The organism is Leifsonella bigeumensis, from assembly GCF_039537265.1.
Classification (GTDB): Bacteria; Actinomycetota; Actinomycetes; order Actinomycetales; family Microbacteriaceae; genus Terrimesophilobacter; species Terrimesophilobacter bigeumensis.
Genome location: NZ_BAABAE010000003.1, coordinates 1,052,802 through 1,077,690 on the forward strand (window position 1 = coordinate 1,052,802; position 24,889 = coordinate 1,077,690).

A 24,889-nucleotide genomic window follows, 5' to 3' on the forward strand; every position below is an offset into this window, starting at 1 on the left:
GGGCGCACGCCCCAGGGCGGGTGGACCTATCCTTGAAGCGGAGGTGGAGTGTGGCAGCAGGATCGAATGGCCTGACCGGGCGCCTGCTCGTCGTCGCCTTCGAGGGCTGGAATGATGCGGGTGAGGCGGCGACCGGGGCCGTGCGCACCCTGCGCGACGCGCTCTCGGTCGATCCCATCCTCGAGGTCGACGCCGAGGTCTACTTCGACTACCAGTTCAACCGTCCGATGACGACGATGGATGACGACGGCAGGCGGATCCTCGTCTGGCCGAGTGTCACGATGTTCGGGCCCGGCGACGATCCTGGCGCCGACCCCGGCGATGCCGCTCGGAACATCTACCTGCTGCTCGGGACGGAGCCGGCCAGGAGCTGGAAGCAGTTCACCGCCGAGATCATGGAGGTCGTGCGCGAGCATCGCATCGACGGGATCGTGACGCTCGGCGCCATGCTCGCGGACGTGCCCCACACCCGGCCGATCTCCATCTTCGTCAGCAGCGAGAACGCCGAGGTGCGTGACCGGCTCGGAGTCGAGAAGAGCACCTACGAGGGGCCGGTCGGCATCCTCTCGGTGATCTCGGCGGCCGCAGAGGATGCCGGGATCCCCACCCTGTCGATCTGGGCATCCGTGCCCCACTACGTTCACAACGCGCCGTCGCCCAAGGCGACGCTCGCGATCATCGATCGCCTCGAGGAGATCATCGATGTCGTCGTGCCGCGCGGCGACCTCGTCGACGAGTCGGCCGCCTGGGAGAGCGGGATCAACGCCCTCGCCGAGGAGGACGACGACATGGCCAACTACATCGAGCAGCTCGAGCAGGCACGCGACACCGTCGACTCTCCGGAGGCGAGCGGTGAGGCGATCGCGGAAGAGTTCGAGCGCTACCTGCGCCGTCGAGACGGCAAGGCGGACGGGCGCGACCGGCCGTAGCTACAGACGGATGCCGAGGAGCGCGTCGATGGCGGCGATCGTGCCGGTGCTCGGTGTGCTGCCGGACGCGATCTTCGAGTCGATCAGCGCGAGGGCGCCGGGAGTGTCGAGGTCGTCGGAGAGCCTGTCGCGCAGGAGCTCGAGCACGCGGTCGTCGGCGCCGGTGGCCGACGTGGCCCAGGAGACCCAGCGAGACAACCGCTCGACTCCGGCGGTGAGGTCGCCGTCCGTCCACTCCCAGTCCGCGCGGTAGTGGTGCGCGAGCAGCGTCAGGCGGATGGCCCGCGGGTCGACGCCGTCGGCGACGAGCCGGGAGACGAACTCGAGGTTCCCCTTCGACTTGCTCATCTTCTCGCCGTCGAGCGCGACCATGCCGGCGTGCGAGTAGGAGTGCGACCAGTCGCGGCCGGTGAGCGCCGCAGAATGCGCTGCGCTCAGCTCGTGGTGCGGGAAGACGAGGTCGGAGCCGCCGCCGTTGAGCGCGATCGGCGAGTCGAGGTGCTGCGCGCCGATGACAGAGCATTCCACGTGCCAGCCGGGCCGGCCCCGGCCGACCGGTGAATCCCAGGCCGGCTCCCCGGAGCGTTCCGCGCGCCAGAGGAGCGGATCGAGCGGGTCGCGCTTGCCCGGGCGCCCTGGGTCTCCCCCGCGCTCGGCTGAGAGCACGAGCATCGTGGCGCGGTCGAGGCCGCTCTCCTGGCCGAGGTGCCAGGGGGTGAGGTCCTCGGCGGCGGCCAGGTCGAAGTAGAGGTCGGGTGCGGCATCCGGAGCACCGCCTGAGTCGTCGCCGGTGGCCTCCACCCAGTAGGCGAAGCCCTCGTCGAGCAACCGCTGGCAGGCCGCAGCGATCGCGGCGATCGACTCGACGACGCCGACGTAGTGTTCGGGCGGGATGATGCGCAGGGCCTCCATGTCGCTGCGGTACAACTCGATCTGCGATTCCGCCAGGTCACGCCAGTCGGTGCCGGTGGCCTTCGCCCGTTCGAGGAGTGGATCGTCGACATCCGTCACGTTCTGCACGTAGTCGACCCGGTGCCCGGCGTCGCGCAGCACCCGGTTCAGGGTGTCGTAGGCGAGGTAGGTCGCGGCGTGTCCGAGATGGGTGGCGTCATACGGCGTGATGCCGCAGACGTACAACTGCGCGACCTCGTCGACGACAACCGGCCGCACCTCGCCGCTCGGGGTGTCGAAGACGTGCGGATGCCCGCCGCGGCCGGGCAGGCGCGGCACCTCCGGTGCATTCCACGACCTCACGGCAGCAAGACGCCGGTGGACAGGAGCGCGACGAGGGTTCCGCCGAGCAGGATGCGGTAGATCACGAAGGGCAGGAACGAGCGCTTGGAGATGTAGCTCATGAAGAACGCGATGACGGCGAACCCGACGACGAACGCCACGAGGGTCGCGGCCGCGATCTCCCAGCCGGTGAAGATGTCCGGGACGCATCCGGCTGCCGCGTCGAGGCACGGGTCCTTGACCGTCTTGTAGAGCTGGAACAGCCCGCTGCCAAACACCGCAGGGATCGCGAGCAGGAACGAGTAACGCGCTGCGGCCCGTCGTTCGTAGCCGAGGAAGAGCCCCGCCGTGATCGTGCCGCCCGAGCGGGAGACCCCCGGGATGAGGGCGAGGGCCTGGGCGAGCCCGTAGACGATCGCGTGCGGCCAGGTGAGCTGTTTGAGACGCAGCTCCTTGCGGCCGACCCAGTCGGCGATGCCGAGCAGGATGCCGAACCCGATGAGTGTGAAAGCGACGATCCAGAGCGAGCGGAGGTTCGTCTCGATCTGGTCCTGGAAGACGATGCCGAGGACCACGATCGGGATGCTGCCGAGGATGATGAACCAGCCGATCCTGGCATCCGGATCGTTGCGCGGAATGCGGCCGAAGAGCGAGCGGAACCAGCGCCCGATGATGCGGGTGATGTCGTGCCAGAAGTACACGACGACGGCGGTCTCCGTGCCGAGCTGGGTGATGGCGGTGAAGGCTGCGCCGGGGTCTGCGCCGCTGCCCAGGAACTCCCCCACGATGCGCAGGTGGGCGCTCGAGGAGATGGGAAGGAACTCGGTGAGACCCTGTACCAGGCCGAGAATGAGCGCCTCGATCAGACCCACGTGCCGGCTTTCTGTTGGAGTTCTGGAGCTCGTTGCGGAGCTAGTAGTTCAGGAGCAGGTCGGTGAGGACCCGCCTGCCAAAGACTAATGCGTCGAGCGGCACCCGTTCGTCAACGCCGTGGAACATGGCGGGAAAGTCGAGCTCGGCTGGCAGTTTCAGCGGGGCGAAGCCGTAGCCGGTGATCCCGAGCTTGCTGAGTGCCTTGTTGTCGGTGCCGCCCGAGAGCAGGTAGGGCAGCACGGGTGCACCGGGGTCGTGTTCGTTCAGTGTGGCGATCATCGCCTCGATGAGCGGTCCGTCGAAGCTCGTCTCGAGGCCGACGTCGCGGTGCACGACGACGACCTCGATGTCGGGTCCGACGAGGTCGGCGACCTCGGCGAGTACGGCATCCTCCTCGCCGGGCAGGGTACGGATGTCGATGAGTGCTTCGGCGGTGTCCGGGATGACGTTGTGCTTATAGCCGGCGCTCAGCAGTGTCGGGTTGCTCGTGGTGCGCAGGGTGGCGCGGATGAAGCCTGCCGCAGTCCCGGTGGCGATCGCGAGTTCGTCCGGGCCGACTTTTTCAGGGTCTTTGCCGAGGATGCGGGCCACCTCGGCGAGCAGCGCCGTCGTGGTCTCGGTGAGCCGGATGGGCCATTCGCGGCGGCCGATCTTCGCGACGGCCTCGGCCAGTTTCGTGACCGCGTTGTCCTGGATGTACCGCGAGCCGTGGGCGGCGACGCCCCGGGCCACGAGTTTGATCCAGAGGAGCGTCTTCTCGCCGGTCTGGAGCAGGTAGGAGCGCTGGTTACCGAGCGTGACGGAGTAGCCGCCGACCTCGCTGATCGCCTCGGTCGCGCCGGCGAAGAGTTCCGGATGCCGGTCGACGAGGTAGTGGGCGCCATACACCCCCCCGGCCTCCTCGTCGGCGAAGAACGCGATGACGAGGTCACGGGCGGGTTGGCGGCCGCTGCCGAGGATGTCCTGGAGCGCGGTGACGATCATCGCGTCCATGTTCTTCATGTCGACGGCGCCGCGTCCCCAGAGGAGGCCGTCTTTGATGACACCGCCGAACGGGTCGACCGACCAGTTGTCCGGCTGGGCCGGGACGACATCCGTGTGGCCGTGGACGACGAGCGCCGGCTTGGCAGGGTCAGCGCCTTCAACCCGCGCCACAACGCTCACGCGCCCCTTCGCGCTCTCGAACATCTCGGGCTCGAGGCCCATGGCCGTGAGCTTCGCGGAGAGGTACTCCGCGGCCTCGACCTCGCCGTTCGACTTGCCCTCGCCGTAGTTGGTGGTATCCATTCGGATGAGGTCCCGCGCGATGATGGCGGTCTCGTCAAGGGAGTCGTCTGCGGGTTCCGTCGTCATGCCCACAACGCTACCTGTTGGCCGCTCCGGTGGGACGATGGAGCCCTGCCGGACATGCTATTCTCGTGAGTCGGTGCAAGCCGAAAAACATCCTGTCCGGATGGCGGAAATGGTAGACGCGCTAGCTTGAGGTGCTAGTGCCCGTATAGGGCGTGGGGGTTCAAGTCCCCCTTCGGACACAACGAACTCCAACCTGCATTTCGCTGCTTGCCACCCACGGCACCGGCGCCGCATCATGGGGCATGACCAAATACCTCATCTCCTTCCCCAGCGAAGCCATGGTGCTGACCGAGGAGGAGTTCCCCACGGTCGTCGCTGAGTCCCATGCCGTCATCGAGGAGGCGAAGGTCGCCGGCGTCTATGTGTTCGGCGGCGGCATCGACGAGAGTGTCGCCCCCGTGCTGGTCGCGGCCGACGGCTCGGTGTCGAGCGAGACCTATCCGGGCATCGAGATCAGAGGCGGCTTCACCGTCCTCGAACTGCCCGACCGCGGGGCCGCCGTGGAGTGGGCCCGCAAGATCGCGGTGGCCTGCCGTTGCTCACAGGAACTACGCGAATTCGGGTACGACCCTCAGAGCTAGGCCAGGGAGCCTGCCCCGACCGCCCCTCTGCTAGTGCGAGTGCGACCTGACCATCCTGTGCGCTGAGGTTGGTGAACCAGCCGCCAGGGGGTTTCGGCTTGAGCCGATATTGTATACGGTCTATTGACCAGATCTACCTGGCGGCAGCGATGCAGCCGCGCCGGCTACCGAAGGAGAGCACGACATGAGAACAGCGCTGGTAACGGGTGGAGCCCGTGGCCTCGGAGCCGCAACGGCCGAGCGGTTGCGCGCGGACGGCATCCGCGTCATCACGCTCGACATCGCCGGGGACGTCGATGTCGTGGTGGACATCACCGACGAGAAGGCGTTCGTCGAAGCGTCCGCGGGTATCGGCCCGGTCGACATCCTCGTCAACTCTGCGGGAATCCCGGGCCCCGGCATCCCCCTGGTCGAAACGAAGGCAGACGACTGGCGCAACGTGTTCGAGGTCAACGTGCTCGGAGTAGTGGCGACCATGCGCGCCTTCGTGCCCGGGATGGTCGAGCGCGGCTGGGGTCGGGTCGTGAACTTCGCCAGCATGGCAGGCAAGGACGGCAACCCGAACCTCTCGATCTACTCGGCCTCGAAGGCCGCTGTGATCGCCCTGACGAAATCGGCGGGCAAGGAACTCGCAACGACAGGTGTCCTCGCCAACGCGATCGCCCCAGCGGTGATCGCGACCCCGATGAACGACAACACGGCGCCAGATGTGCTCGCACACATCACGAGCCTCATCCCGATGAAACGCGTGGGTCGTGCCGAGGAGGTTGCCGAGCTGGTGGCCTGGCTGTCGTCGGACAAGGTCAGTTTCTCGACCGGCGCGGTCTACGACATCAGCGGCGGCCGCGCGACGTACTGACCGCGCGTCCGTTGCTGGACGCCACGGGATGCCGTGCCCTTCGGCCCGCCCCGGCGCATCCCCCGTGGAGACCCTCGGCCGGCATGAATCCGCCTCAGTGCGAGTGCGACCTGATCATCGCGAAGAGCGCGAAGACTCCGAGGATGGCGACGATCGTTCCGATCGTCAGGAGTACGTATTCGATGGGGTGCATAGCCCCAGTATTCTCCGGATGCCAGGGCGGAGCCAGTCTCAGGCCCTCACCTCACCGGCCGTGTCGGCGTCGCATCCGATCGCCGAGCTCAGCCGGCCACCGCATCCGGCCAGTCGACGTTCGCCTCATACTCAGGGTGACGCTTGAGGTAGGCGGCGATGAACGGGCAGATCGGCACGATCCTCTTGCCCTGCGCCACGGCATCCTCGAGCACGTGGCGCGCAAGGCGCGTACCGAGGCCCTGCCCTCCGTAGCTGCTGTCGACGACCGTGTGCGTGAAGAGGCGGCTGTCGCCGCGATCGTGGTACTCGGCGAACCCGATCGTCGTCTCGGCGTCACGCAGCTCGTACTGCGTGGAAGCGGGCATGTCCTCGATCGTGAACCGGTCGGGAGCGGTGGCGGGCGTCTCGTCATTCGTCATAGGAACAAGTCAATCATCGGATGCTGCGCGCCGCTGAGACGGTGCGACCTGCTCTACGGTGCAGTGCCCGATCAGCGCACGAGACGGATCTCGCGCACGTCGCCGAACCGCGGGTCGATCTTCTCGGCTCCATCAGGCTGGAAACCGTTGCGGCGGTAGAACGCGGTCGCACGCGGGTTCTCCTCAAGCACCCAGAGCGAGGCGGGGCGGTCGCCGAGCGCAGCATCCAGGAGTGCCTGACCGAGGCCCGAACCGTGGTGGGCCGCCAGGAGGTAGATCGCGCCGAGCTCCAGGTCGCGCGGAGGGTTCTCGTCGCGACTCGGGAGGGTCGAAGCGAACCCGACGATGTTCCCATCGACATCCGCGACCCACAGCTCGCCGAGCCCGTCGTCGATCGTGCGCCGCCACATCCGGGCGCGCTCGCCGGGCGGAAACCCCTCGATGACGCCGGCCGGAAAATGGCCGGTATAGGTCTCGATGTGGGCGTCGTAGTGCACCTGACCGATGGCGTCGGTGTCCCCTGCCGTAGCCCGTCGAACGCTTTCCGTCATGCTCGGATGCTACCCGTTGAGCCCTGTGGAGAACGGCCGCGAATGTCGGTGGCGGGGTGTTGCCTTGGAGTATGGAAAGCATCCGGATCGACGAGACATCGCCGATCCACGCGGATGCCGTTCAGGAGGATTTCGACGCCGAGTTCGACGCGATGGTGGCATCGTGGTCGGCCGAGCGGTGGCTGTTCGAGAATGGTGAATCCAACGAGGCGCAGGAGTGCATTGACGCGCTCCTGGAGGCTCGGGCGATCAAGGCGTCGGCGGAGGCCCGCGAGCAGCAGTGCCTGGCCCGGCTCGAAGCGCTCGCGCTGGAGTCGGCGGAGGCGGAGGCGCCCTCCGCACACGGTGACTCTCGCGAGATCGCCTGGCGTTCGATGGCAGCGGAGATCGCGGTGGCGACCCGGATGTCCGATCGTACGGTGCAGGCGATGATGGGCCGGGCGACGGCGCTCGTTCACACCCTGCCTTCGGTTTTGGATGCGCTCGGTGCCGATCGCATCTCTTTCGGGCATGCGCGGGTGATTCTGGAGCACGCAGTGGGCATCGAGCCGGCTGCTCTCGACGAGTATCAGCGGATCACGTTGGAGCGTGCGGAGGAGACCACGCCGGGCAGGCTTGCTGCGACGGCGAAGATTGCGGCGGCCCGGTTGCGGGCGGAAAGTTTCGAAGAGCGTCATGCTCGGGCCCGTGAAGGGCGGAAAGTTACCATTCGGGATCTGGATGGGGGGATGTCCGAGCTGGTCCAGGTGTTGCCGACCGTGTATGCGGCGGCGGTATTCGATCGGCTGACTCGTCAGGCGAAGGCGGTCGCCGCGACCGGGGATCCGCGTACCCGCGATCAGCTCCGTGCCGATCTGGCGATGGATCTGTTGTTGACCGGTGAGCCGGCGTGCGGTGAGGATGCCCCGCACACGCCCGCGTCAGGTATTCGTGCTGAGGTGGCGATCCTCATCCCGGCCTTCACCCTGCTGGGTGAGAGTGACGAGCCGGCTACCCTGCTCGGACGTGGCCCGATCGACCTGGATACCGCGTGCCGGTTGGCCTCGCAGGCACCGGAGTTGGTGCGGGTGCTGACCGATCCGGTGACCGGGATGGTCATCAACGCGGACAATTATCGGCCGACCTCGAGTCTGCGACGGTATCTGGAGCAGCGGGACCGGCATTGCGGGTTCCCGGTCTGCAACCGGGATGCCCGCTACACCGATATCGACCACACCATCCCCTGGGAACACGGCGGTCGAACGGTTCCGGGCAATCTGGCCTGCCTGTGTCGTGGACACCACACCCTGAAACATCACGGTGGCTGGACGGTGAAACAGACCAGCCCCGGCATCCTCGAATGGACCAGTCCGTTGGGTCGAGTCGTCAGCGACGCCGCACCGCCGGGACCACGATTCGAACCCGAACCACCGCCCGACCCGGCACTCAGCTCAGCGCGCAGCATCGACGACCTGCACGACGCGGATTCACCCGCACCATTCTGACCCTTCTCGACCCTCAACGATGTATCGTTGAACCGACGGGGACGCGCCCGGCGCCACCCTCCCAGGGAAGGACCATCATGAACAGTTCACACGAACACGGACTCAGCCTGTGGGACACGTTCGAGAGCCTGCGCTCCGAGTTCGGGCGCCGCATCGGACCGAGGATGGGTCGCGGGAATGTTCGCGCAGCGATCCTCGCGATCCTGACCGAGGGGCCGATGCATGGCTACCAGATCATCCAGGACATCGAGAAGCGCAGCAACGGCGCATGGAAGCCGAGCGCCGGGTCCGTGTACCCGACGCTCCAGCTCCTCGCGGACGAAGGCCTCATCCAGGCGAAAGAAGCCTCCGGCCGGAAGACCTACTCGATCACCGCCAGCGGAAAAGACGAAGCCGCAGCCGGCGGCGCCGCGCCCTGGGAGAATCTCGGCGTCAGAGATGCCTCACGGTCGATGGTTTTGCCCAAGGCAGGTGTCAAACTGGCAGAGGCGGCGAGTCAGATCGCCCGCGGAGGAACACCGGAACAGGTCGACGCGGCCGTCGCCATAATCGACGAGGCCCGCCGCAAGCTCTACGCGATCCTCGCCCAAGACTGACAGCCCAAGGACTGACAGCCCAGGATTGAACGGATGCCGCCCGCCGGCGGCACCAGGGAGAATCGATGACGAAGGCCCGACACCTGCGCGCGCGGTACCGGCGGATTCTGCGATTCGCCGCACGGTACATCGCCCAGGAGTGGTGGTTCGAAGTCTTCCTGCCGCGCCTCGGACTCGGTTGGATGTCGCGTCGAGGGCGCTCGAAGCGAGCCCAGCACATCGCGCAGCACTTCCACGCGATGGCCGTCGGACTCGGCGGCCTCATGATCAAAGTCGGCCAGTTCATGTCGTCCCGGCTCGACGTCCTCCCTCCCGCCATCACGAGTGAGCTCGAAGCTCTCCAGGACGAAGTACCACCTGCAGACTTCACCCAGGTCCGCGCCCTCGCCGAGGCCGATCTCGGAGTTCCGCTGGAACAGGCATACTCCTCCTTCGACCCGGAACCGGTCGCGGCGGCCTCCCTCGGACAGGTGCATCGCGCGAAGCTCTCCCCCGCCGACGCCGAACTCGTCGGGTTCGAGAACGTCGTCGTGAAGATCCAGCGACCAGGGGTCGACGCGATCGTCACGGTCGACCTTGCCGCATTGCGCAAGATCGCCGGATGGCTCGACCGCGTCCCCTTCATCTCCCGACGCGTCGATCTGCCCGCTCTTCTGAAGGAATTCGCCGCCGTCAGCATGGAGGAGATCGACTACCTGCACGAAGGCGCCAACGCCGAACGATTCGCCGAGAACTTCCACGACAATCCGCGCGTGCAGGTCCCCGCCGTCGTGTGGGAACGCACCACCCGGCGCGTGCTGACCCTGTCCGACGTCACCGCGATCAAGGTCAACGACCGGAAGGCCCTCGCCGCAGCAGGAATCGACCCGACCGCCGTCGCCAAGGGGCTGGCGAGCGCCATGTTCGACCAGCTCTTCACCCACGGGTTCTTCCACGCAGACCCGCACCCCGGCAATATCTTCGTGACACCGGCGTCGAACTCACAGGATTGGGTGCTCACCTTCGTCGATTTCGGCATGATGGGCCAGGTTCCCGACAACCTCAGGGATGGCCTGCAGCGAGCCGTCATCGCGGTCGCCGCGCGGGACGCGAAAGGCCTCGTCGCCAGCATCCGCGCCATGGGGATGCTCCTGCCCTCTGCAGAGGGAGCCCCGCTCGAGCAGGCGATGAGCGAACTGTTCGACCGGTTCGGGGGGATGGGCTTCGCCGAGTTGCAGAAGGTCGACCCGCACGAGTACAAGGACTTCGCCGACAAGTTCGGAGTCGTCGTGCGCACGATGCCGTTCCAGCTCCCGGAGAACCTGCTCCTCATCATCCGAGCCATATCGGTGACCTCGGGAGTCTCGACAGCCCTCAACCCGGCCTTCAACATCTGGACGGCGATCGAGCCCTACGCAGCGCGGCTCACGAACGACCAACGCGGAAACGCCGCGAGGGCGCTGTTCGCACAGGCCGTCGACACCCTCGGAGTCATCGCACGCCTGCCACGGCAACTCGACGACCTCAGCACACTCATCCAGAGAGGCCGCCTCTCGATCGAGATCCCCGCGATCGAACACCGGCTGCGCGCACTCGAGCGGCTCGGTCAGCGAGTGGTCTCCGCCGCCGTCTTCGCGGGGCTGCTCCTCGGCGGAATCTTCCTCCGGCAGATTGACGAAGTGTTCGGTTGGGTACTGATCTCGGCCTCGGCGCTCCCCCTGCTTCACGCGGTGTTCGCAGGAGTGAGCGGCCGAGGCCGAGATCACTAACCGCGTGCGAGGGTCAACACGTCCTCCGTGCTGAGGGGCTTGCCGGCGATTCCCCAGTCACCACTGCTCACTTCTTCGACCACGCACCACGTCACCGAGCGCATGTTCTCCCCCTCGATCTTCACCATGGTGTCGGTCAGGGTCCGGATGATCTCGTGCTTCTGCTCGGGTGAGAAAACACCCTCAATGATCTTGACGTTGATGAACGGCATGATGCTCTCCTCAGAATTCAGTTGCTTGAATGGAACGCTTTCAACGCTAAGAAGAGACGTACCTGAGCACATCGGGGGTACCCGACGGATTTGGCGCTCACCGCGACGAGAAGTTTCGGGTACCACGTAGTCGGGCGCTCTGATTCGGGATTCAGGGTTCAGAGCCGTGGATGCCCGTCCTCCAGCTCCGGCAGCCGCGCAGCAGCGGCGGCACGTGCGGACTTGCCGACAAGCGACAGCTTTGCGTACAGGTTCGACAAATGTCGCTCCACTGTGCGCGTGCTCAACGACAGGAGAGACCCGACGCCCTCGTTGCTATAGCCCTGCGCGACGAGTCGAAGGACTTCGAGTTCTCGCGAAGTCAATTCGGGTGCGGGCTGTTTTGGGGCCGCCCCTCCGGCGAAATCCGTCACTTCTCCGAGGAACTCAGGCCACGCGGGCTCATCGGCGAGCAGGATGTGGTTGCGGCCGCGCAGCGACACGAAGCGGGCATCCGGGATGAGCCCGGCAAGTCGCCGGCCCTCCTCAAAAGGCACACTACGGTCACCATCGGCATGCAACACCAGGGTACGAGCCGACACCTCACGCGCTGACGAAGCCACGTTCACCGTCGAACGTGCTCGAGCGCTCGCCAGCGCGGCCTCCGGCGACATCGACCGACGCTGCAACTCGTCGAACCATCGCAACTGTATCTCCGTCGCTTCAGGGATCATCGACGACGTGAACACCCGTCGGTAGATCGGGTCCGCACGCCCCCAACCCAGCTTGATCATCTGCCACTCGAGCTCGATCTCCTCCCGTTCCAGATCTGTGACGGCTCTCTCCATGGCTGCACGACCGTACGCCCCCCAGAGGAGCAGGTTCGTAACCTGGTCTGGATGGCGACGTGCGTATTCGACAGCGACGGCGCCTCCCTGCGACATGCCGAGCAACGTGAAACTGGACAACCCCGCGGCCGACACGACCGCCTCGAGGTCGGCAACCCACTGATCGAGTCCGTAAGCCTGCGGATCACGATCGGACAGGCCGCTCCCCCGATCGTCGTACCTGATGACAGTAAATCGTTGGCCGAGTTCGGTGAGCCAGTGGCTCCATAGCGGGCTGGACCAGTCGTAATCCAGATGGGTGAGCCACGTCGCAACCCGAACCAGTGGCGGACCACTGCCATGGCGAGACCACGCGATGCGGGTACCGTCGGACGATGTCGTAAACGAGACCGCGTTCCTCATCTGCGGATTCTACCCGCAAGGGACCTCGCGTCCCGGTGACGCCGGCGCGGCCCTGCTGCAAGCGACGAACGGTACCAGTGAACTCCGTCTTGACGTGCGTTATACACCTGTATAGTCTCTTGGACGTGCGTACAGCGGAGCCGGCGCCGGAGAGCGACCTCACGGCGCGCGCCCGCCTTCGGAACTCGGCCATCGAGGTCTTCGCCGCGCGCGGCTTCGGCGCCAGCGTTCGCGACATCGCGGCCCACGCCGGCGTGAGCGCAGGGCTCATCACGCACCACTTCGGCTCCAAGGCGAACCTGCGCACCGAGTGCGACACCGAGGTCGTCCGCCTGTACCGGGTGCTCAAGAGCGACGGCATCGCCAGGCCGCCGGCCCAGTCGATGTGGATGATCGCGGAACTCGACGACTACGCCGCGATGTTCGTCTACATCCTGCGCAGCGTCCGCGAGGGCGGGCCGGCAGGGAAGCAGATCCTCGAGCACTTGATCGAGGAGGCGATCGCGTTCTCCGAGGAAGGCGTCGCATCCGGCGTCGTACGATCGAGCCGCGACCCCGCCGCCAGGGCACGGTACCTCGTCACCTCGAGCCTCGGCGGCATCATCCTGCAACTCTCGCTCCAGCCGCAGCTCGAGCTCGCAGAGGTCGGCCCGACGGTGCGCAGGATCGTCGACGAGATCACACTGCCGACCCTTGAGCTCTACACCGAGGGCGTCATCGCTGACAGACGCTTCCTCGACGAATACCTCCGCTATGCCAACCACGCTTCAACCACCGAATCGGAGACGACACCATGACCACGACACTCGCTGTCGACGTCGCAGGGCTCGAGAAGAACTTCGGCTCCACTCGAGCGCTCGACGGGCTCGACCTGCGCATCGAGACGGGAACCGTCGCAGGCTTCCTCGGCCCGAACGGTTCCGGCAAGACGACGACCATTCGCATCCTGCTCGGCCTGCTCAGGGCGGATGGCGGCCGTGCGAGGCTCCTGGGCGGCGACCCGTGGAAGGATGCCGTCGAACTCCACCGCCGCGTCGCCTACGTGGCCGGCGACGTCACGCTCTGGCCGAACCTCACCGGCGGAGAGGCCATCGACATCCTCGGCTCACTGCGCGGCGACCTCGACCGCGCGCGGGTGGATTCCTTCCTCCAGCGCTTCGACCTGGACCCCACGAAGAAGGCGCGCAGCTATTCCAAGGGCAACCGGCAGAAGGTCGGCCTCGTCTCCGCATTCGCGAGCCGAGCGGAACTGCTGTTCCTCGACGAACCGACCAACGGACTCGACCCGCTCATGGAGGGCGTGTTCACCGAATGCGTGTCCGAAGCGCGGGCCGAAGGAAAGTCGGTGCTCCTCTCGAGCCACATCTTCGCCGAAGTGGAGAAGCTGTGCGACACCGTGACCATCATCCGCGACGGGTGTACCGTCGAATCGGGCACGTTGTCCGAACTCCGGCACCTCCAGCGATCGACGATCACCGTGACACTGGACGGCGACCCGTCGGCGCTCTCCACGATCGACGGTGTGCACGACCTGGTCGCCGACGGCGGACACGCGACGTTCACCGTCGACAGCCGCGTGCTGCCTGAGGTGCTCGCCGTCCTGGCGCCGCTGAACCCCCGCGAACTCGTCTCCACTCCCCCATCGCTCGAAGAGCTCTTCCTCCGCCACTACGGCGTGCACGCGGCGGCATCCGAATGAGCACCACCGGAACGGCCGCCACCAGAATGGCCACGACCGGTACGACCACTACCGGATCGGCTGCCACCGGCGCCGGCACCATGATGGGCTTCATCGTGCGCCGCAACTGGCTCAGGATGCTCATCTGGCTCGTCGTGCTCGCCGGCATGATCCCGCTCGTGATCGACTCGCAGCGCGAACTCTTCCCTACCCAGGACGCACGCGACGCGTACGCCGAGGTTGCGAACACGCCGGCGATCGCCGCGCTCACCGGTCTGCCCTATGCGGCCGGCACACTCGGCGGCATCCTCAACATCAAACTGTGGATGACGGTGGCCATCGCACTCTCCCTCGCGGTCGTCTTCCTGGTCACCCGCAACGGCCGCGCCGAGGAGGAGAGCGGCCGCACCGAACTGCTGAGAGCAGGCGTTCTCGGACGGCACGCCTACTCACTCGCGAACTGGACGGTGTTCGCCGTCTTCGCCGCGATCGTCGGACTGGCGTGCTCGGCCCTGGCCATCACCCAGGGCCTCCCGGCCGAGGGCGCCCTGCTCATGGGGGCATCGTTCGTCGGCGTCGCGCTCGTCTTCCTCGGGATCGCCGCCGTGACCGGCCAGCTCGCCACGACCAGTCGTGGAGCGAACGCACTGGCCTCCGCCGTGCTCGCCGTCGCCTATCTCATCCGCGCGGTCGCCGACGTCAGGGCAGAGGGCGACCGCGCGGCCTGGTTCACCTGGCTCTCCCCCCTCGGCTGGGGGCAGCAGGCCAGATCGTACGGCGAGAACCTGTGGTGGCCGATCATCCTGTGCGTCGTCGTCACCGTCATCCTGTGCAGCATCGCGCTCGCACTCGAACGCACACGGGACCTCGGCGCCGGCATCCTGCCCGATCGAGTCGGCCGCAGGGAGGCGTCGGCATTCGGCCGAACGCAACTCGGGCTGACGCTGCGCCTCCAGAGATCCTCCGTCATCGGGTGGACGGTCGGCATCCTCGTCGGCGCACTGTTCTTCGGCGGCGTCGCCACGGCGATGGCGGACCTCCTGTCCGGCGACAACCCCATCGCGCAGGCCTTCATCGGACCGTCGAAGGATCTCCTGGATGGCCTGCTCGGCTTCTTCACGATGGCCAACGCCCTGCTCGTCGCGGCCTTCGCCCTGCAGAGCAGTGACACGATCCGGTCGGAGGAGTCGACCGGGCGCGCCGAAGCACAGTGGTCGTCCGCGATCTCGCGGATCCGTTGGGCCGCGATCCGCATGGCCGTTCCCGCCGTCCTGTCGCTCGTCTTGCTGGCCCTGAGCGGTGCTGCGATCGGGCTCGCGTTCGGCGCAGCGGTCGGGGATGCGAGCCAGGCCAACCGGTACATGGTCGCGTCGATCGCCTACTGGCCGTCGATCCTGCTCGTGATCGGAGTGGTGGTCCTGTGCGCTGCGTTCCTCCCGCGAGCGGCCTCGGCCGTCACCTGGGGACTCTACGGTGTCGCCGTGTTGCTCTCGATGTTCGGGGACCTCTTCGGCCTTCCCGACTGGGTAGTCCAGAACACGCCGTTCAGCGCCGTTCCGCGGCTGGGCCAGGACTTCGCGGCGCTCCCGCTCATCGTGCTCACGATGCTCGCGATCATCGCGGGAGCACTCGGGTTGTGGCGGCTGCGTTCGAGGGACATGACAAGCGCCTGAGCCGATGGTCGGGGCCTGAGAGGCGACTCGTGCTCGATATGGTTATCCCATGAGCACGAGTTCCGCCCAGATCGGCAACACCAGCATCAAGCACGTCGTCGTCGTCGGAGCAGGCATGATCGGCCTGACGACCGCCTGGTACCTGCAGGAGCGCGGAGTGAAGGTGACCGTCGTCGACCGCAAGGGCGTCGCGGCCGGCTCCAGTTGGGGTAATGCCGGATGGCTGACCCCGGCGCTCACACTCCCCCTCGGTGAGCCCTCGGTGCTCCTCTCCGGCCCCAAGGCGATGCTGAGCTCCAAGTCGCCGCTCTACATCCCGCTCGCCCTCGACCCGAAACTCATCCGCTTCCTGCTCGGATTCGCGTGGCATGCCCTTCCCCGCCAGTGGCGGAAGTCGATCGAGATCTTCGCCAAGGTGAACCCCCTTGCGATGGAGCCGTTCCACGAACTCGCCGCGGGAGGCGTGACAGAACCGGTCAAGGAGGCCAAGCCCTTCCTCGCCGGGTTCCTGAACGACAAGGACCGCAAGGTCCTCCTCCACGAGTTCGAGGTCGTCGCCCAGAGCGGCGGAACGGTCGACTTCGACCTCGCCACCGGCGACGACCTCCGCAGGATCGAGCCGACCCTCTCGGATGCCGTCACCTCCGGCGTGCTCCTGCGGGGCCAGTACTTCATCAACCCGCCGAAATACGCAGAGTCGCTCGGCGCCGCAGTCGTCAAGCGCGGCGCCGAGCTCAGGACCGGGTTCGAGGTCGTGGGCATCGAGGACACGGGCTCGGGGGTCGAGGTGATCCCCGCATCCGGGCCGGACGGAACAGCAGAACCGATCAGGGCCGACGCCGTCGTCATCGCGACCGGCGCCTGGCTGGGCACGCTCGCCCGCCGGTTCGGCGTCAAAGCGATCGTGCAGGCCGGCCGTGGTTACAGCTTCAGCGTCACGCCCGAGGTCGTGCCGTCGCACCCCATCTACTTCCCCACCCAGCGCCTCGCCTGCACCCCGCTCGGCGATCGCCTGCGCATCGGCGGGATGATGGAATTCCGCAACGTCGATGCAGTACCGGATGCGCGCCGCATCCGCACGCTCGTGGATGCCGGGCGCCCCGTCTTCCAGGGCGTCGACTGGGAGGCCCGCAAGGAGGAATGGGTCGGAGGTCGCCCGGTCACCGCCGACGGCCACGCCCTCATCGGCGCGACGAGGTCACCGCGTGTCTTCGTGGGCGGCGGTCACGGCATGTGGGGAATCGCACTCGGCCCGCTCACCGGCAAACTGCTCGCGGGCGCCATCGTCGGCGAACCCGAACCGGTGCTGAAGCACTTCGACCCGCTGCGGTAGAGTCAGCCGGCCGTACTCTCGTCGATGCGGCGCAGGAGCGTCCCGAGTGCGTCGCGGATGGTCTCGTGGTCATACTGGCCGGCGCGACTCTCCCCCGAGATCACGGCGCAGCGGTGCACCTTCGCGAAATCTCCGTACGGGAACTCGTAATGGCCCTTGGTGTCGGGGTCCATCTCGTCGTTGATCCCCAGGAACCACTTCGAGTACTCCTCCCAGCCGTGCTTTTCGAGGAACTCGTTCTCCTCGTCGGCCGTCGGCGCGTGCTCGCTCCAGTCATCCCGACTGTCGTGCGTCGCCCTGCGATCCTCGATGAGGTCCTTCGCATGTTTGAACGCCACGTGATTGAGTGTGACTGTCATGGGATACAGCCCAGCAAACCCGGGCGATTTCGGCATTCGGGAAGCGTTCAGGCTCGGCAATCCTCAGCAAGCGCACAGGCTGGCGGCCAGTGGACGGTGATTTCGCAGTTGTTTGACTAGAACAAGTGTTCGATAATTGATGGATGTCGAATCTTGCGCTGGCACTCCCCGCCCGGGATGAGCAGGTGCGCGAGCTCCAGGAGCGCATCCGGCAACTGCAGCCGACCAGGCTCGACACACGCGCCCTGCCGACCCACCCGGCGATCGCGCGATTGCTGCCGGGCGGCGCCCTTCGCGAGGGTGCCACCTACTCGGTCGACCGCTCACTCACCCTCCTCATGCTCCTGCTCGCCGGCCCGTCGGCCGCCGGCACCTGGTGCGGCGTCGTCGGTGTCCCGGAGTTCGGCATCGAGGCCGCCGCCGGATTCGGCGTCGACCTGGAACGTCTCGTGCTGGTTCCCGACCCCGGCGACCAGTGGCTCGCCGCGACCGCCGCGATCGCCGACGCGATGGGCGTCATCGTCACCCGCCCACCCCGGCAGGCGAGCGAGGCGAGCGTCGCACGGCTCGCCGCGCGCCTGCGCAAGCGCGGGGCCACACTTCTCGTGCTGGGCAGCTGGCCGCAGAGCGAAGCGATGCTGAGCATCACCGAGAGCACCTGGACCGGCATCGGCAGCGGTCACGGCCACCTGGATGCCCGCGAGGCGACCGTGACCGTCACGAGCCGGGCGGGCGGGCGTCCACGCAGTACGCGCATCCGCCTGTCTGGAACTGCTGCACAGCCTGGGCCTGCTGCGCGCTCAGGGTCTATGCTCCCGACATGAGTTTCAACGACGTGCCCGCGGAGGCTTACGACCGCTTCATGGGCAGGTACTCGACACTGCTCGCGCCCCTGTTCCTTGACTTTGCCGGCCTCGATCCGGCGAAGGATTCCAGCGAGGGGCGGCGCGTGCTGGATGTCGGATGCGGCACCGGAGCGCTCACCGCCGAACTCGCCGCCGAACTCGCCGCCCGTTTCGGCCAGGAGACGATTGCCGCCATCGACCCCTCTCCCCCGTTCATCCAGGCCGTACGCGAACGCTACCCGCAGGTCGATGCCCGGGAGGCGAACGCCGAGGAGCTGCCCTTCCCCGACGCCTCCTTCGACGCTGTACTCGCACAACTCGTCGTGCATTTCCTCACCGACCCGGTCGCCGGCATTCGGGAGATGCGCCGCGTGACCCGCAACGCAGGCGTGGTTGCGGCCAGCGTCTGGGATTTCGCGGGCGAGAACTCCCCGCTCAGCGTGTTCTGGCGCGCAGCCCGTGAGCTCGATCCGCAGGTTCGGGATGAATCGCTCCTGCCGGGCGCACGCGAGGGGCACCTGCGGGAACTCTTCGTCTCGGCCGGCCTTCGCGACGTGATCGAGGTGGCACTGGAGATCCGGCGGGAGCACAGCGGGTTCGACGAATGGTGGGCGCCATACGCGGGAGGTGTCGGCCCCGCGGGAAGCTATCTCGCGAGCCTCGACCCCGATCACAGGCTTGAGTTGCGGGAACGCTGTCGCGCCTCCCTCCCTCCCGGCCCGTTCGTCCTCACCGCACGGGCGTGGGCGGCTCGTGGCATGGTGGTGCAGGCAGCAGCCTGACTGCGGGCACGGTGCGGTCTCGCCGAGCGTGTCGACAACGTGCTGGCACTTTTCGAATCTATGTTCGATAATGGGGGCATGCCTGTCGCAGACCTCGCCCCGGAGCGCGTGCTGCTGCTGTGGTGCCCCGACTGGCCGGTCGAGGCAGCCCTCCGCATGCAGGGGCCGGCTGTTCGGGATCAGGCACCGGATGTCCCGATCGCCGTCATCGAGGCCGGCCGCGTCTACGCCTCCTCGACCTCCGCACGCGCGGAGGGCGTCGTGCGCGGACTCAAGCTGCGTGAGGCCCAGGCACGTTGCCCAGCACTCCTCGTCACCCCATGGCGCCCGGAGGACGATGCCCGTGCCTTCGAACCGGTCCTCGTGGCGATCGAGGAGCTCATGCCGGGCGTCGAGGCGCTCCGCCCCGGCGTCTGCGCGATCCGGGTGCGCGGCCCCGCCGCGTACTACGGCGGAGAGGAGGAGGCAGCCCTGTGGCTCCTCGACCGGCTCGACGAGCTCGGGGTACCCGGTACCCGGATCGGTATCGCCGACGGCGTCTTCACCGCGGAGCAGGCGGCACGGCAGCGCCCGGTGCAGCGTTGGGCGCAGCGCATCCGTATCGTCCCGGCGGGAGCCGCAGCCGGGTACCTGGCTCCCCTGCCGGTCGCCGTGCTCGACGATGCGCCCGTCGTCACACTCCTGCGCCGGCTGGGCGTCTACACTCTCGGCGACTTCGCCTCGCTCGCCGCCGACGACGTACGGGACCGCCTGGGAGAGCAGGGTGCGCGCCTGCACGCCCTTGCCAGCGGGCTAGACTCGCGCCCGGTGCAGGCGCGCGTCCCGCCGCACGACCTCGGCTGCTCGATCGACTTCGAGCCGGCGATCGACCGCATCGACCAGGTGGCGTTCGGGGTGCGCGCCCTTGCCGACCGGTTCGTGGCGGGGCTCACTACGGCGCGGCTCGTCTGCACCTCCCTGCGCATCGAGCTGGATGCCGAACGCGGGGAACTCTCCGCGCGCACCTGGCTGCACCCGCGCTCCTTCACCCCATCCGACGTCGTCGACCGGGTGCGCTGGCAGTTGCAGGGCGGGGCGAGCGAGGTCGGCTTGCGTTCCGGCATCGTGGCGGTGCGGCTGGAGCCGGCGACCGTCGACTCGATCGGCAACCACGAGGAGGGGCTCTTCGGCGGCGGACCGGATGAGCGCATCCACCACGCCCTCTCGCGTGTGCAGGGCATGCTCGGCCGTACGGCGGTGCTCACGGGTGCGATCGGCGGCGGGCGCGGCCCTGCCGACCGTGCGACGCTCGTGCCCTGGGGCGATCGGCTCGTGCACGAGCGGGAGCCGTCGCCTCCGTGGCCCGGACGACTGCCCGATCCGGCACCCTCGACCGTGTTCGAGCCGCCGCGACCCGTCTCGGTGTTCACCGCATCCGGCGACGAGCTCGCGGTGGACGAGCGGGGTGCGATCACGGCGCCCCCGGCGACCGTGTCGAGCGGCCGGGCAACCCTGCGTGTCGCCGCCTGGGCCGGGCCGTGGACGACCGACGAGCGCTGGTGGGATCCGGAGCGGGCGAGCCGCACGAGCCGCTTCCAGGTCGTCGATACGGCTGGCACGGCATGGCTGCTCGCGCTCGAGCATGGCCGGTGGTGGGCCGAGGGGAGGTACGACTGATGGGCTGGCACAATCCGCCGGTCCCCTGGTCGGAGTTCGAGCGCACCCTCTCGGGCCGCAGTCCAGACAGCCGCCCCGCAGGCGCCGACGGCGGCGAGAGCCCCGGCTGGACGAACAAGCGTCCCCCCTACCGACCGCCGGAGCTGCTGCAGCCCAGTGAGGCCGTCATCCCCTACGCCGAACTGCACACACACTCCAACTTCAGCTTCCTCGACGGCGCGAGCCATCCGGAGGAGTTGCTCGAGGAGGCGGTGCGACTCGGCCTGCACGCCATCGCCCTCACCGACCACGACGGCTTCTACGGCGGGCCGCGCATGGCGGAGGCGGCCGAGAGCTTCCCGCAGCTGAAGACGGTGTTCGGGGCCGAGCTGTCCCTGGGGCTCGGCAAGCCTCAGAACGGTGTTGCCGACCCCGAGGGCAGCCACCTGCTCGTGCTCGCCCGCAGGCAGGAGGGTTACCACCGGCTCTCCGGAGCGATCACGGCGGCCCAGTTGCAGCCCGGCGCCGAGAAGGGCAGGCCGCGCTACGACCTCGACGACCTCGCCGAGCACGCGGGCGGTGACTGGCTCGTGCTCACCGGATGCCGCAAGGGCCGGGTACGGCAGGCGCTCGTCACTGAGGGGGTCGGTGCTGCGGGGGTCGGTGCCGCCGCGCGCGAGCTCGACCATCTCGTGGACCTGTTCGGTCGGGACAACGTCGCCGTCGAGCTCTACCGCCACGGCGACCCGCTCGACGACGCCCACAACGACGCGCTCTTCGCGGTGGCAGAGAGCCGGGGGCTTCCGGTCGTCGCGACGGGCAACGTCCACTACGCGACCCCCGATCGCCATCGGCTCGCCACCGCCCTCGCCGCGGTGCGCGCCCGCCGCAGCCTCGACGACCTCGACGGGTGGCTCCCGGCATCCGGTGCCGCGCACCTGCGCAGCGGGGCGGAGATGGCGAGGATCTTCGCACGCTACCCCGGCGCGGTGGAGCGAACGGTCGAGTTCGCCGACGCGCTCGCGTTCCGGCTGCGCAGCGTGCGGCCCGGCCTTCCCGACCAGGAGGTTCCGCCGGGCCACACCCCGATGAGCTGGCTGCGGCATCTCGTCTGGGCCGGGGTGCCGCGGCGGTATCCCGGGGGCCTGCCCGTCGGCGGCGCCGAGCGCATCGAGAGCGAGCTGAAGGTCATCGAGGAGAAGGATTTCCCCGGCTACTTCCTCATCGTGCATGACATCGTCGAGGAGGCCCGGCGGCTCGGCATCCTGTGCCAGGGGCGGGGGTCGGCGGCGAACTCCGTGGTCTGCTACCTGCTCGGCATCACGGCGGTCGACGCGATCGCCTATCAGCTTCCCTTCGAGCGCTTCCTCTCCAGCATGCGCGAGGAGGAGCCCGACATCGACGTCGACTTCGACTCCGAGCGGCGCGAGGAGATCATCCAGTACGTGTACGGGAAGTATGGCCGGGAGAACGCCGCGCAGGTCGCCAACGTCATCAGCTACCGGGCGAAGGCGGCCGTGCGCGACATGGCGAAGGCGCTCGGCCACTCCCCCGGGCAGCAGGATGCCTGGTCGCAGCAGGTCGAGCGCTGGAGCCTCCCGCAGCCCGGTGGCGACCACGACGTACCCGATGCGGTCTCCTGGCTCGCCTGGCAGGTGCGGGAGTTCCCGCGGCACCTCGGCATCCACTCGGGCGGAATGGTGCTCACCAAGCGTCCGGTCGGCGAGGTCGTACCGATCGAGCATGCCCGCATGGAGAACCGCACCGTGCTGCAGTGGGACAAGGACGACTGCGCCTGGATGGGCCTGGTCAAGTTCGACCTGCTCGGGCTCGGGATGCTCGCGGCCCTGCAGCGCTGCTTCGATCTCGTGGAGCACGGCATCGGCGAGTCCTGGACGCTCGCGACGATCCCGAAGGAGGAGGCCGGCGTCTACGACATGCTCTGCCGGGCGGATGCCGTGGGCGTGTTCCAGGTGGAGAGCCGCGCCCAGCTGAACACGCTTCCCCGCCTGCAACCGCGCAGATTCTACGAGCTCGTGACCGAGATCGCCCTCATCCGCCCCGGGCCCATCCAGGGCGGCGCCGTGCACCCCTACATCCGCCGCAAGACGGGCAAGGAGACCGTGACCTATGCGCATCCGACTCTGAGGCCCGTGCTCGAGCGCACACTCGGCATCCCGCTGTTCCAGGAGCAGGCCATGCAGATGGCGATGGCGCTCGGCGACCTGAGCCCGGACGACGCGAGCCTCCTGCGCCGCTCGATCGGCTCGAAGCGCGGCGAGCGGCGGATCTCCTCGCTCGAGGAGAAGCTTCGGGCCGGCATGGCGAGCAAGGGCATCTCCCCCGAGGACGCCGAGGACATCTATCACCGGATCAAGGCCTTCTCCGACTTCGGCTTCGCCGAGAGCCATTCGATCAGCTTCGCCCTGCTCGTCTACGCGAGCTCCTGGTTCAAGCTGCACTACCCGGGCGCTTTCCTGGCGGCGCTGCTCAGCTCGCAGCCGATGGGGTTCTACTCCCCGAAGAGCCTCGTGGCGGATGCCCGCCGGCACGGCGTCGAGGTGCGCCGCCCCGACATCCTGCTCTCGGGGGTGGATGCCGGGCTCGAGGCGCTGGATGCCTCGAAGACGCCGTGCCCATCGGGCCGGGAATCCTGCCTCGACCACGTGCAGCCACCGGTGCCGAGATTCGATCCAGCCGCCGCCTTCGACACTGCTGACCATCGACGCGACAGCGCCTTCGCCGTGCGTCTGGGGCTCGTCGAGGTCAAGGGCATCGGCCGCCCTCTCGCCGAGCGGATCGTGGCCGAGCGGGAGAGCCGTGGGCCGTATCGCGACATGCCGGAGCTGGTTCGCCGGGTGGGGCTCACGACCGCACAACTGGAATCCCTCGCGGCCGCCGACGCCTTCGACTCACTCGGGTTGACGATGCGCCAGGCGCTCTGGACGGCAGGCGCCGCCGCGCAGGACCGGGCCGAGTTCCTGCGCGACACCGTCGTGGCGGTGCAGCCGCCCCTCTTCGCGATGCCGACCGAGCTGGAGAGGCTGGATGCCGACCTCTTCACCACCGGGGTCTCGGTCGACAGCGACCCCGTTCGTCCGCACCGCAGCGCGCTGCAGGCGCGCGGCATCCTCACGGCCGCCGAACTGCGCACGGCCGAGCCGGGCCGCCGCATCGAGGTCTGCGGGGTCGTCACGCACCGCCAGCACCCCTCGACCGCCGGAGGGATCACCTTCCTGACGCTCGAGGATGAGACCGGCCTCGCGAACGTCATCTGCTCTCCCGGGGTCTGGAAGCGCTACCGCCGGACCGCCCTCCAATCGCGCACCCTCGTGGTTCGCGGAATGCTCGAGCGGTCGGCGGATGGAGTGAGCAACGTGCTCGCGGACCGCTTCGAGACGATCCGGATCGTGACGCACGGATCCTCGCGCGACTTCCGGTGACAAGATAGAGCATGCCCGAAATTCCGCCCCTGGGCCTCCTGCTCGACGTCGACGGGCCCATTTCGAGCCCCGTCGAGCGGCGCATCGCCATCCGGAGCATCGTCGAGGACCTGGTCACGCTCGCGAGCCGCGGCGTGCCGATCGCCTTCATCACCGGCCGCAGCGACACCTTCATGCGCGAGCAGGTCGTGGTGCCGCTCCAGCGCGCGGGGCTTCCGGACGGCGTGCGGATGTTCGGCGTGAGCGAGAAGGGCGGCGTCTGGTTCCCGATCACCGCCGAGGGTCTCGGGGAGATCACGATCGACCGCGAACTGGCCCTGCCGGAGGACTACACCACCGAGTTCCGGGAACTCGCCGACCTGCGCTTCTCCGACGCGATGTTCTTCGACGACACCAAACACGCCATGATCTCCCTCGAGCAGAACCACGACACGAGCCGCGAGGACTATGTCGAGGCGCAGGAACAGGCGAATCAGGCCGCGTTCGACCTGCTCGTCGAGTACGGGCTGGGTGCGCGCTACGGCGATCAGGAGTTCCCGGATGCCCAGGGGCTCGTGAACTTTCGGGTCGACCCGACCATCATCTCGACCGACGTCGAGTCGGTGCTGCTCGACAAGGATCGCGGCGCCGCCCGCGCGCTCGACTACTTCCGCGAGTCCGGTGAACTGCCGACCCTCTGGCGCACGGTCGGCGACTCGCGCAGCGACTACCTCATGGCCGACCACCTGCACGACGAGGGCTTCGATGTCGCCCACGTTGACGTGCGACCGGCCGACGGCATCCTCGAGCGGCCGTACCGGGTCATCACCGAGGGCGACCTCATCCACGACGAGGCGGGCGCCGCGTTCCTGCGGCACTGGGTGCGGGCGCTGGGCTGAA

The 24,889-nt window shown here is 67.9% G+C and carries 23 protein-coding genes and 1 tRNA gene; 16 read left to right on the forward strand and 8 right to left on the reverse strand.

The features are described from left to right. Positions 1–50: 50 nt before the first annotated feature. A complete protein-coding gene (locus ABD678_RS10240) occupies positions 51–929 on the forward strand; it encodes a PAC2 family protein (protein ID WP_344756295.1) in 879 nt (292 codons plus the stop codon). Here ABD678_RS10240 and mshC read toward each other — a convergent pair whose 3' ends face one another. The 3 genes from mshC to ABD678_RS10255 are packed head-to-tail and all read right to left on the reverse strand — an operon-like array spanning position 930 to position 4,388. After that, a complete protein-coding gene (gene mshC, locus ABD678_RS10245) occupies positions 930–2,183 on the reverse strand; it encodes a cysteine--1-D-myo-inosityl 2-amino-2-deoxy-alpha-D-glucopyranoside ligase (protein ID WP_344756297.1) in 1,254 nt (417 codons plus the stop codon). Further along, a complete protein-coding gene (locus tag ABD678_RS10250) occupies positions 2,180–3,034 on the reverse strand; it encodes an undecaprenyl-diphosphate phosphatase (protein WP_344756299.1) in 855 nt (284 codons plus the stop codon). Before ABD678_RS10250 ends, mshC begins: the two co-directional genes overlap by 4 nt. A 40-nt stretch (positions 3,035–3,074) precedes the next feature. Further along, positions 3,075–4,388: a M20/M25/M40 family metallo-hydrolase gene (locus ABD678_RS10255; protein WP_344756301.1), complete on the reverse strand. Its 1,314-nt coding sequence runs from the start codon at positions 4,386–4,388 to the stop codon at positions 3,075–3,077. A 94-nt stretch (positions 4,389–4,482) separates the two neighbouring features. Here ABD678_RS10255 and ABD678_RS10260 point away from each other — a divergent pair. The 3 genes from ABD678_RS10260 (at position 4,483) to ABD678_RS10270 (ending at position 5,828) form a co-directional block, all read left to right on the forward strand. Beyond that, positions 4,483–4,567: transfer RNA gene (locus ABD678_RS10260), tRNA-Leu, on the forward strand. Between the two features lie 63 nt (positions 4,568–4,630). Continuing rightward, positions 4,631–4,969, forward strand: a complete 339-nt coding sequence (locus tag ABD678_RS10265; protein ID WP_344756303.1) for a YciI family protein — start codon at positions 4,631–4,633, stop codon at positions 4,967–4,969. A gap of 184 nt (positions 4,970–5,153) precedes the next feature. Continuing rightward, positions 5,154–5,828: an SDR family NAD(P)-dependent oxidoreductase gene (locus ABD678_RS10270; protein ID WP_344756305.1), complete on the forward strand. Its 675-nt coding sequence runs from the start codon at positions 5,154–5,156 to the stop codon at positions 5,826–5,828. 281 nt (positions 5,829–6,109) lie between these two features. Here ABD678_RS10270 and ABD678_RS10275 read toward each other — a convergent pair whose 3' ends face one another. Next, positions 6,110–6,442: a GNAT family N-acetyltransferase gene (locus ABD678_RS10275; protein ID WP_344756307.1), complete on the reverse strand. Its 333-nt coding sequence runs from the start codon at positions 6,440–6,442 to the stop codon at positions 6,110–6,112. A 71-nt stretch (positions 6,443–6,513) separates the two neighbouring features. Next, a complete protein-coding gene (locus tag ABD678_RS10280) occupies positions 6,514–6,993 on the reverse strand; it encodes a GNAT family N-acetyltransferase (protein ID WP_344756309.1) in 480 nt (159 codons plus the stop codon). Positions 6,994–7,064: 71 nt separating this feature from the next. Here ABD678_RS10280 and ABD678_RS10285 point away from each other — a divergent pair, with 71 nt between their 5' ends. From ABD678_RS10285 to ABD678_RS10295, 3 genes are all read left to right on the forward strand, one after another. Then, on the forward strand, positions 7,065–8,477 hold the full coding sequence (locus tag ABD678_RS10285) for an HNH endonuclease signature motif containing protein (protein ID WP_344756311.1): 1,413 nt from the start codon (positions 7,065–7,067) through the stop codon (positions 8,475–8,477). Between the two features lie 77 nt (positions 8,478–8,554). Then, the gene (locus tag ABD678_RS10290) at positions 8,555–9,073 is read left to right on the forward strand and encodes a PadR family transcriptional regulator (protein WP_344756313.1); all 519 of its coding nucleotides are present in this window, start codon (positions 8,555–8,557) and stop codon (positions 9,071–9,073) included. A 65-nt stretch (positions 9,074–9,138) separates the two neighbouring features. After that, a complete protein-coding gene (locus tag ABD678_RS10295) occupies positions 9,139–10,821 on the forward strand; it encodes an ABC1 kinase family protein (protein WP_344756315.1) in 1,683 nt (560 codons plus the stop codon). Here ABD678_RS10295 and ABD678_RS10300 read toward each other — a convergent pair. Together ABD678_RS10300 and ABD678_RS10305 are read right to left on the reverse strand one after the other, a co-directional pair. Continuing rightward, entirely contained in the window at positions 10,818–11,033 is a 216-nt protein-coding gene (locus tag ABD678_RS10300; RefSeq protein WP_344756317.1) for a tautomerase family protein, read from the reverse strand. The genes ABD678_RS10295 and ABD678_RS10300 overlap by 4 nt on opposite strands. Positions 11,034–11,191: 158 nt before the next feature. Further along, on the reverse strand, positions 11,192–12,262 hold the full coding sequence (locus ABD678_RS10305) for an alpha/beta fold hydrolase (RefSeq protein WP_344756319.1): 1,071 nt from the start codon (positions 12,260–12,262) through the stop codon (positions 11,192–11,194). Between the two features lie 125 nt (positions 12,263–12,387). Between ABD678_RS10305 and ABD678_RS10310 the strand changes: the two genes are divergently transcribed. The 4 genes from ABD678_RS10310 to ABD678_RS10325 are packed head-to-tail and all read left to right on the forward strand — an operon-like array spanning position 12,388 to position 16,946. Further along, complete coding sequence (locus ABD678_RS10310) at positions 12,388–13,059, forward strand: TetR/AcrR family transcriptional regulator (protein WP_344756321.1); 672 nt, start codon at positions 12,388–12,390, stop codon at positions 13,057–13,059. Continuing rightward, the gene (locus tag ABD678_RS10315; protein ID WP_344756323.1) at positions 13,056–13,961 is read left to right on the forward strand and encodes an ABC transporter ATP-binding protein; all 906 of its coding nucleotides are present in this window, start codon (positions 13,056–13,058) and stop codon (positions 13,959–13,961) included. The genes ABD678_RS10310 and ABD678_RS10315 overlap by 4 nt, the downstream gene beginning before the upstream one ends. Then, on the forward strand, positions 13,958–15,613 hold the full coding sequence (locus tag ABD678_RS10320; protein WP_344756325.1) for an ABC transporter permease: 1,656 nt from the start codon (positions 13,958–13,960) through the stop codon (positions 15,611–15,613). Before ABD678_RS10315 ends, ABD678_RS10320 begins: the two co-directional genes overlap by 4 nt. A 49-nt stretch (positions 15,614–15,662) precedes the next feature. Continuing rightward, a complete protein-coding gene (locus tag ABD678_RS10325; RefSeq protein WP_344756326.1) occupies positions 15,663–16,946 on the forward strand; it encodes an NAD(P)/FAD-dependent oxidoreductase in 1,284 nt (427 codons plus the stop codon). 2 nt (positions 16,947–16,948) lie between these two features. On the opposite strand, the gene ABD678_RS10330 is transcribed toward ABD678_RS10325, so the two are convergent. Further along, positions 16,949–17,305, reverse strand: a complete 357-nt coding sequence (locus ABD678_RS10330; protein WP_344756328.1) for a hypothetical protein — start codon at positions 17,303–17,305, stop codon at positions 16,949–16,951. Between the two features lie 143 nt (positions 17,306–17,448). Between ABD678_RS10330 and ABD678_RS10335 the strand changes: the two genes are divergently transcribed. The 5 genes from ABD678_RS10335 (at position 17,449) to ABD678_RS10355 (ending at position 24,888) form a co-directional block, all read left to right on the forward strand. Continuing rightward, positions 17,449–18,129: a hypothetical protein gene (locus tag ABD678_RS10335; RefSeq protein ID WP_344756330.1), complete on the forward strand. Its 681-nt coding sequence runs from the start codon at positions 17,449–17,451 to the stop codon at positions 18,127–18,129. After that, positions 18,126–18,932 (forward strand): class I SAM-dependent methyltransferase, encoded by an 807-nt coding sequence (locus ABD678_RS10340; RefSeq protein ID WP_344756332.1) that lies wholly within the window; start codon positions 18,126–18,128, stop codon positions 18,930–18,932. Before ABD678_RS10335 ends, ABD678_RS10340 begins: the two co-directional genes overlap by 4 nt. A gap of 78 nt (positions 18,933–19,010) precedes the next feature. Then, positions 19,011–20,588: a DNA polymerase Y family protein gene (locus tag ABD678_RS10345; RefSeq protein WP_344756334.1), complete on the forward strand. Its 1,578-nt coding sequence runs from the start codon at positions 19,011–19,013 to the stop codon at positions 20,586–20,588. Continuing rightward, positions 20,588–24,010 carry an error-prone DNA polymerase gene (locus ABD678_RS10350; protein ID WP_344756335.1) on the forward strand — a complete coding sequence of 1,141 codons (3,423 nt, stop codon included), beginning with the start codon at positions 20,588–20,590 and terminating at the stop codon, positions 24,008–24,010. Before ABD678_RS10345 ends, ABD678_RS10350 begins: the two co-directional genes overlap by 1 nt. A gap of 11 nt (positions 24,011–24,021) precedes the next feature. After that, positions 24,022–24,888: a hypothetical protein gene (locus ABD678_RS10355; RefSeq protein WP_344756337.1), complete on the forward strand. Its 867-nt coding sequence runs from the start codon at positions 24,022–24,024 to the stop codon at positions 24,886–24,888. The last annotated feature ends 1 nt before the right edge of the window (position 24,889 follow it).

What these genes read in the sequence shown, in the direction of transcription:
- ABD678_RS10255 (WP_344756301.1), bottom strand. Translation starts at nt 4,388, where the DNA reads ATGACGACGGAACCCGCAGACGACTCCCTTGACGAGACCGCCATCATC.
- ABD678_RS10265 (WP_344756303.1), top strand. Translation starts at nt 4,631, where the DNA reads ATGACCAAATACCTCATCTCCTTCCCCAGCGAAGCCATGGTGCTGACC.
- ABD678_RS10270 (WP_344756305.1), top strand. Translation starts at nt 5,154, where the DNA reads ATGAGAACAGCGCTGGTAACGGGTGGAGCCCGTGGCCTCGGAGCCGCA.
- ABD678_RS10275 (WP_344756307.1), bottom strand. Translation starts at nt 6,442, where the DNA reads ATGACGAATGACGAGACGCCCGCCACCGCTCCCGACCGGTTCACGATC.
- ABD678_RS10280 (WP_344756309.1), bottom strand. Translation starts at nt 6,993, where the DNA reads ATGACGGAAAGCGTTCGACGGGCTACGGCAGGGGACACCGACGCCATC.
- ABD678_RS10285 (WP_344756311.1), top strand. Translation starts at nt 7,065, where the DNA reads ATGGAAAGCATCCGGATCGACGAGACATCGCCGATCCACGCGGATGCC.
- ABD678_RS10290 (WP_344756313.1), top strand. Translation starts at nt 8,555, where the DNA reads ATGAACAGTTCACACGAACACGGACTCAGCCTGTGGGACACGTTCGAG.
- ABD678_RS10295 (WP_344756315.1), top strand. Translation starts at nt 9,139, where the DNA reads ATGACGAAGGCCCGACACCTGCGCGCGCGGTACCGGCGGATTCTGCGA.
- ABD678_RS10300 (WP_344756317.1), bottom strand. Translation starts at nt 11,033, where the DNA reads ATGCCGTTCATCAACGTCAAGATCATTGAGGGTGTTTTCTCACCCGAG.
- ABD678_RS10305 (WP_344756319.1), bottom strand. Translation starts at nt 12,262, where the DNA reads ATGAGGAACGCGGTCTCGTTTACGACATCGTCCGACGGTACCCGCATC.
- ABD678_RS10315 (WP_344756323.1), top strand. Translation starts at nt 13,056, where the DNA reads ATGACCACGACACTCGCTGTCGACGTCGCAGGGCTCGAGAAGAACTTC.
- ABD678_RS10320 (WP_344756325.1), top strand. Translation starts at nt 13,958, where the DNA reads ATGAGCACCACCGGAACGGCCGCCACCAGAATGGCCACGACCGGTACG.
- ABD678_RS10325 (WP_344756326.1), top strand. Translation starts at nt 15,663, where the DNA reads ATGAGCACGAGTTCCGCCCAGATCGGCAACACCAGCATCAAGCACGTC.
- ABD678_RS10330 (WP_344756328.1), bottom strand. Translation starts at nt 17,305, where the DNA reads ATGACAGTCACACTCAATCACGTGGCGTTCAAACATGCGAAGGACCTC.
- ABD678_RS10335 (WP_344756330.1), top strand. Translation starts at nt 17,449, where the DNA reads ATGTCGAATCTTGCGCTGGCACTCCCCGCCCGGGATGAGCAGGTGCGC.
- ABD678_RS10340 (WP_344756332.1), top strand. Translation starts at nt 18,126, where the DNA reads ATGAGTTTCAACGACGTGCCCGCGGAGGCTTACGACCGCTTCATGGGC.
- ABD678_RS10345 (WP_344756334.1), top strand. Translation starts at nt 19,011, where the DNA reads ATGCCTGTCGCAGACCTCGCCCCGGAGCGCGTGCTGCTGCTGTGGTGC.
- ABD678_RS10350 (WP_344756335.1), top strand. Translation starts at nt 20,588, where the DNA reads ATGGGCTGGCACAATCCGCCGGTCCCCTGGTCGGAGTTCGAGCGCACC.
- ABD678_RS10355 (WP_344756337.1), top strand. Translation starts at nt 24,022, where the DNA reads ATGCCCGAAATTCCGCCCCTGGGCCTCCTGCTCGACGTCGACGGGCCC.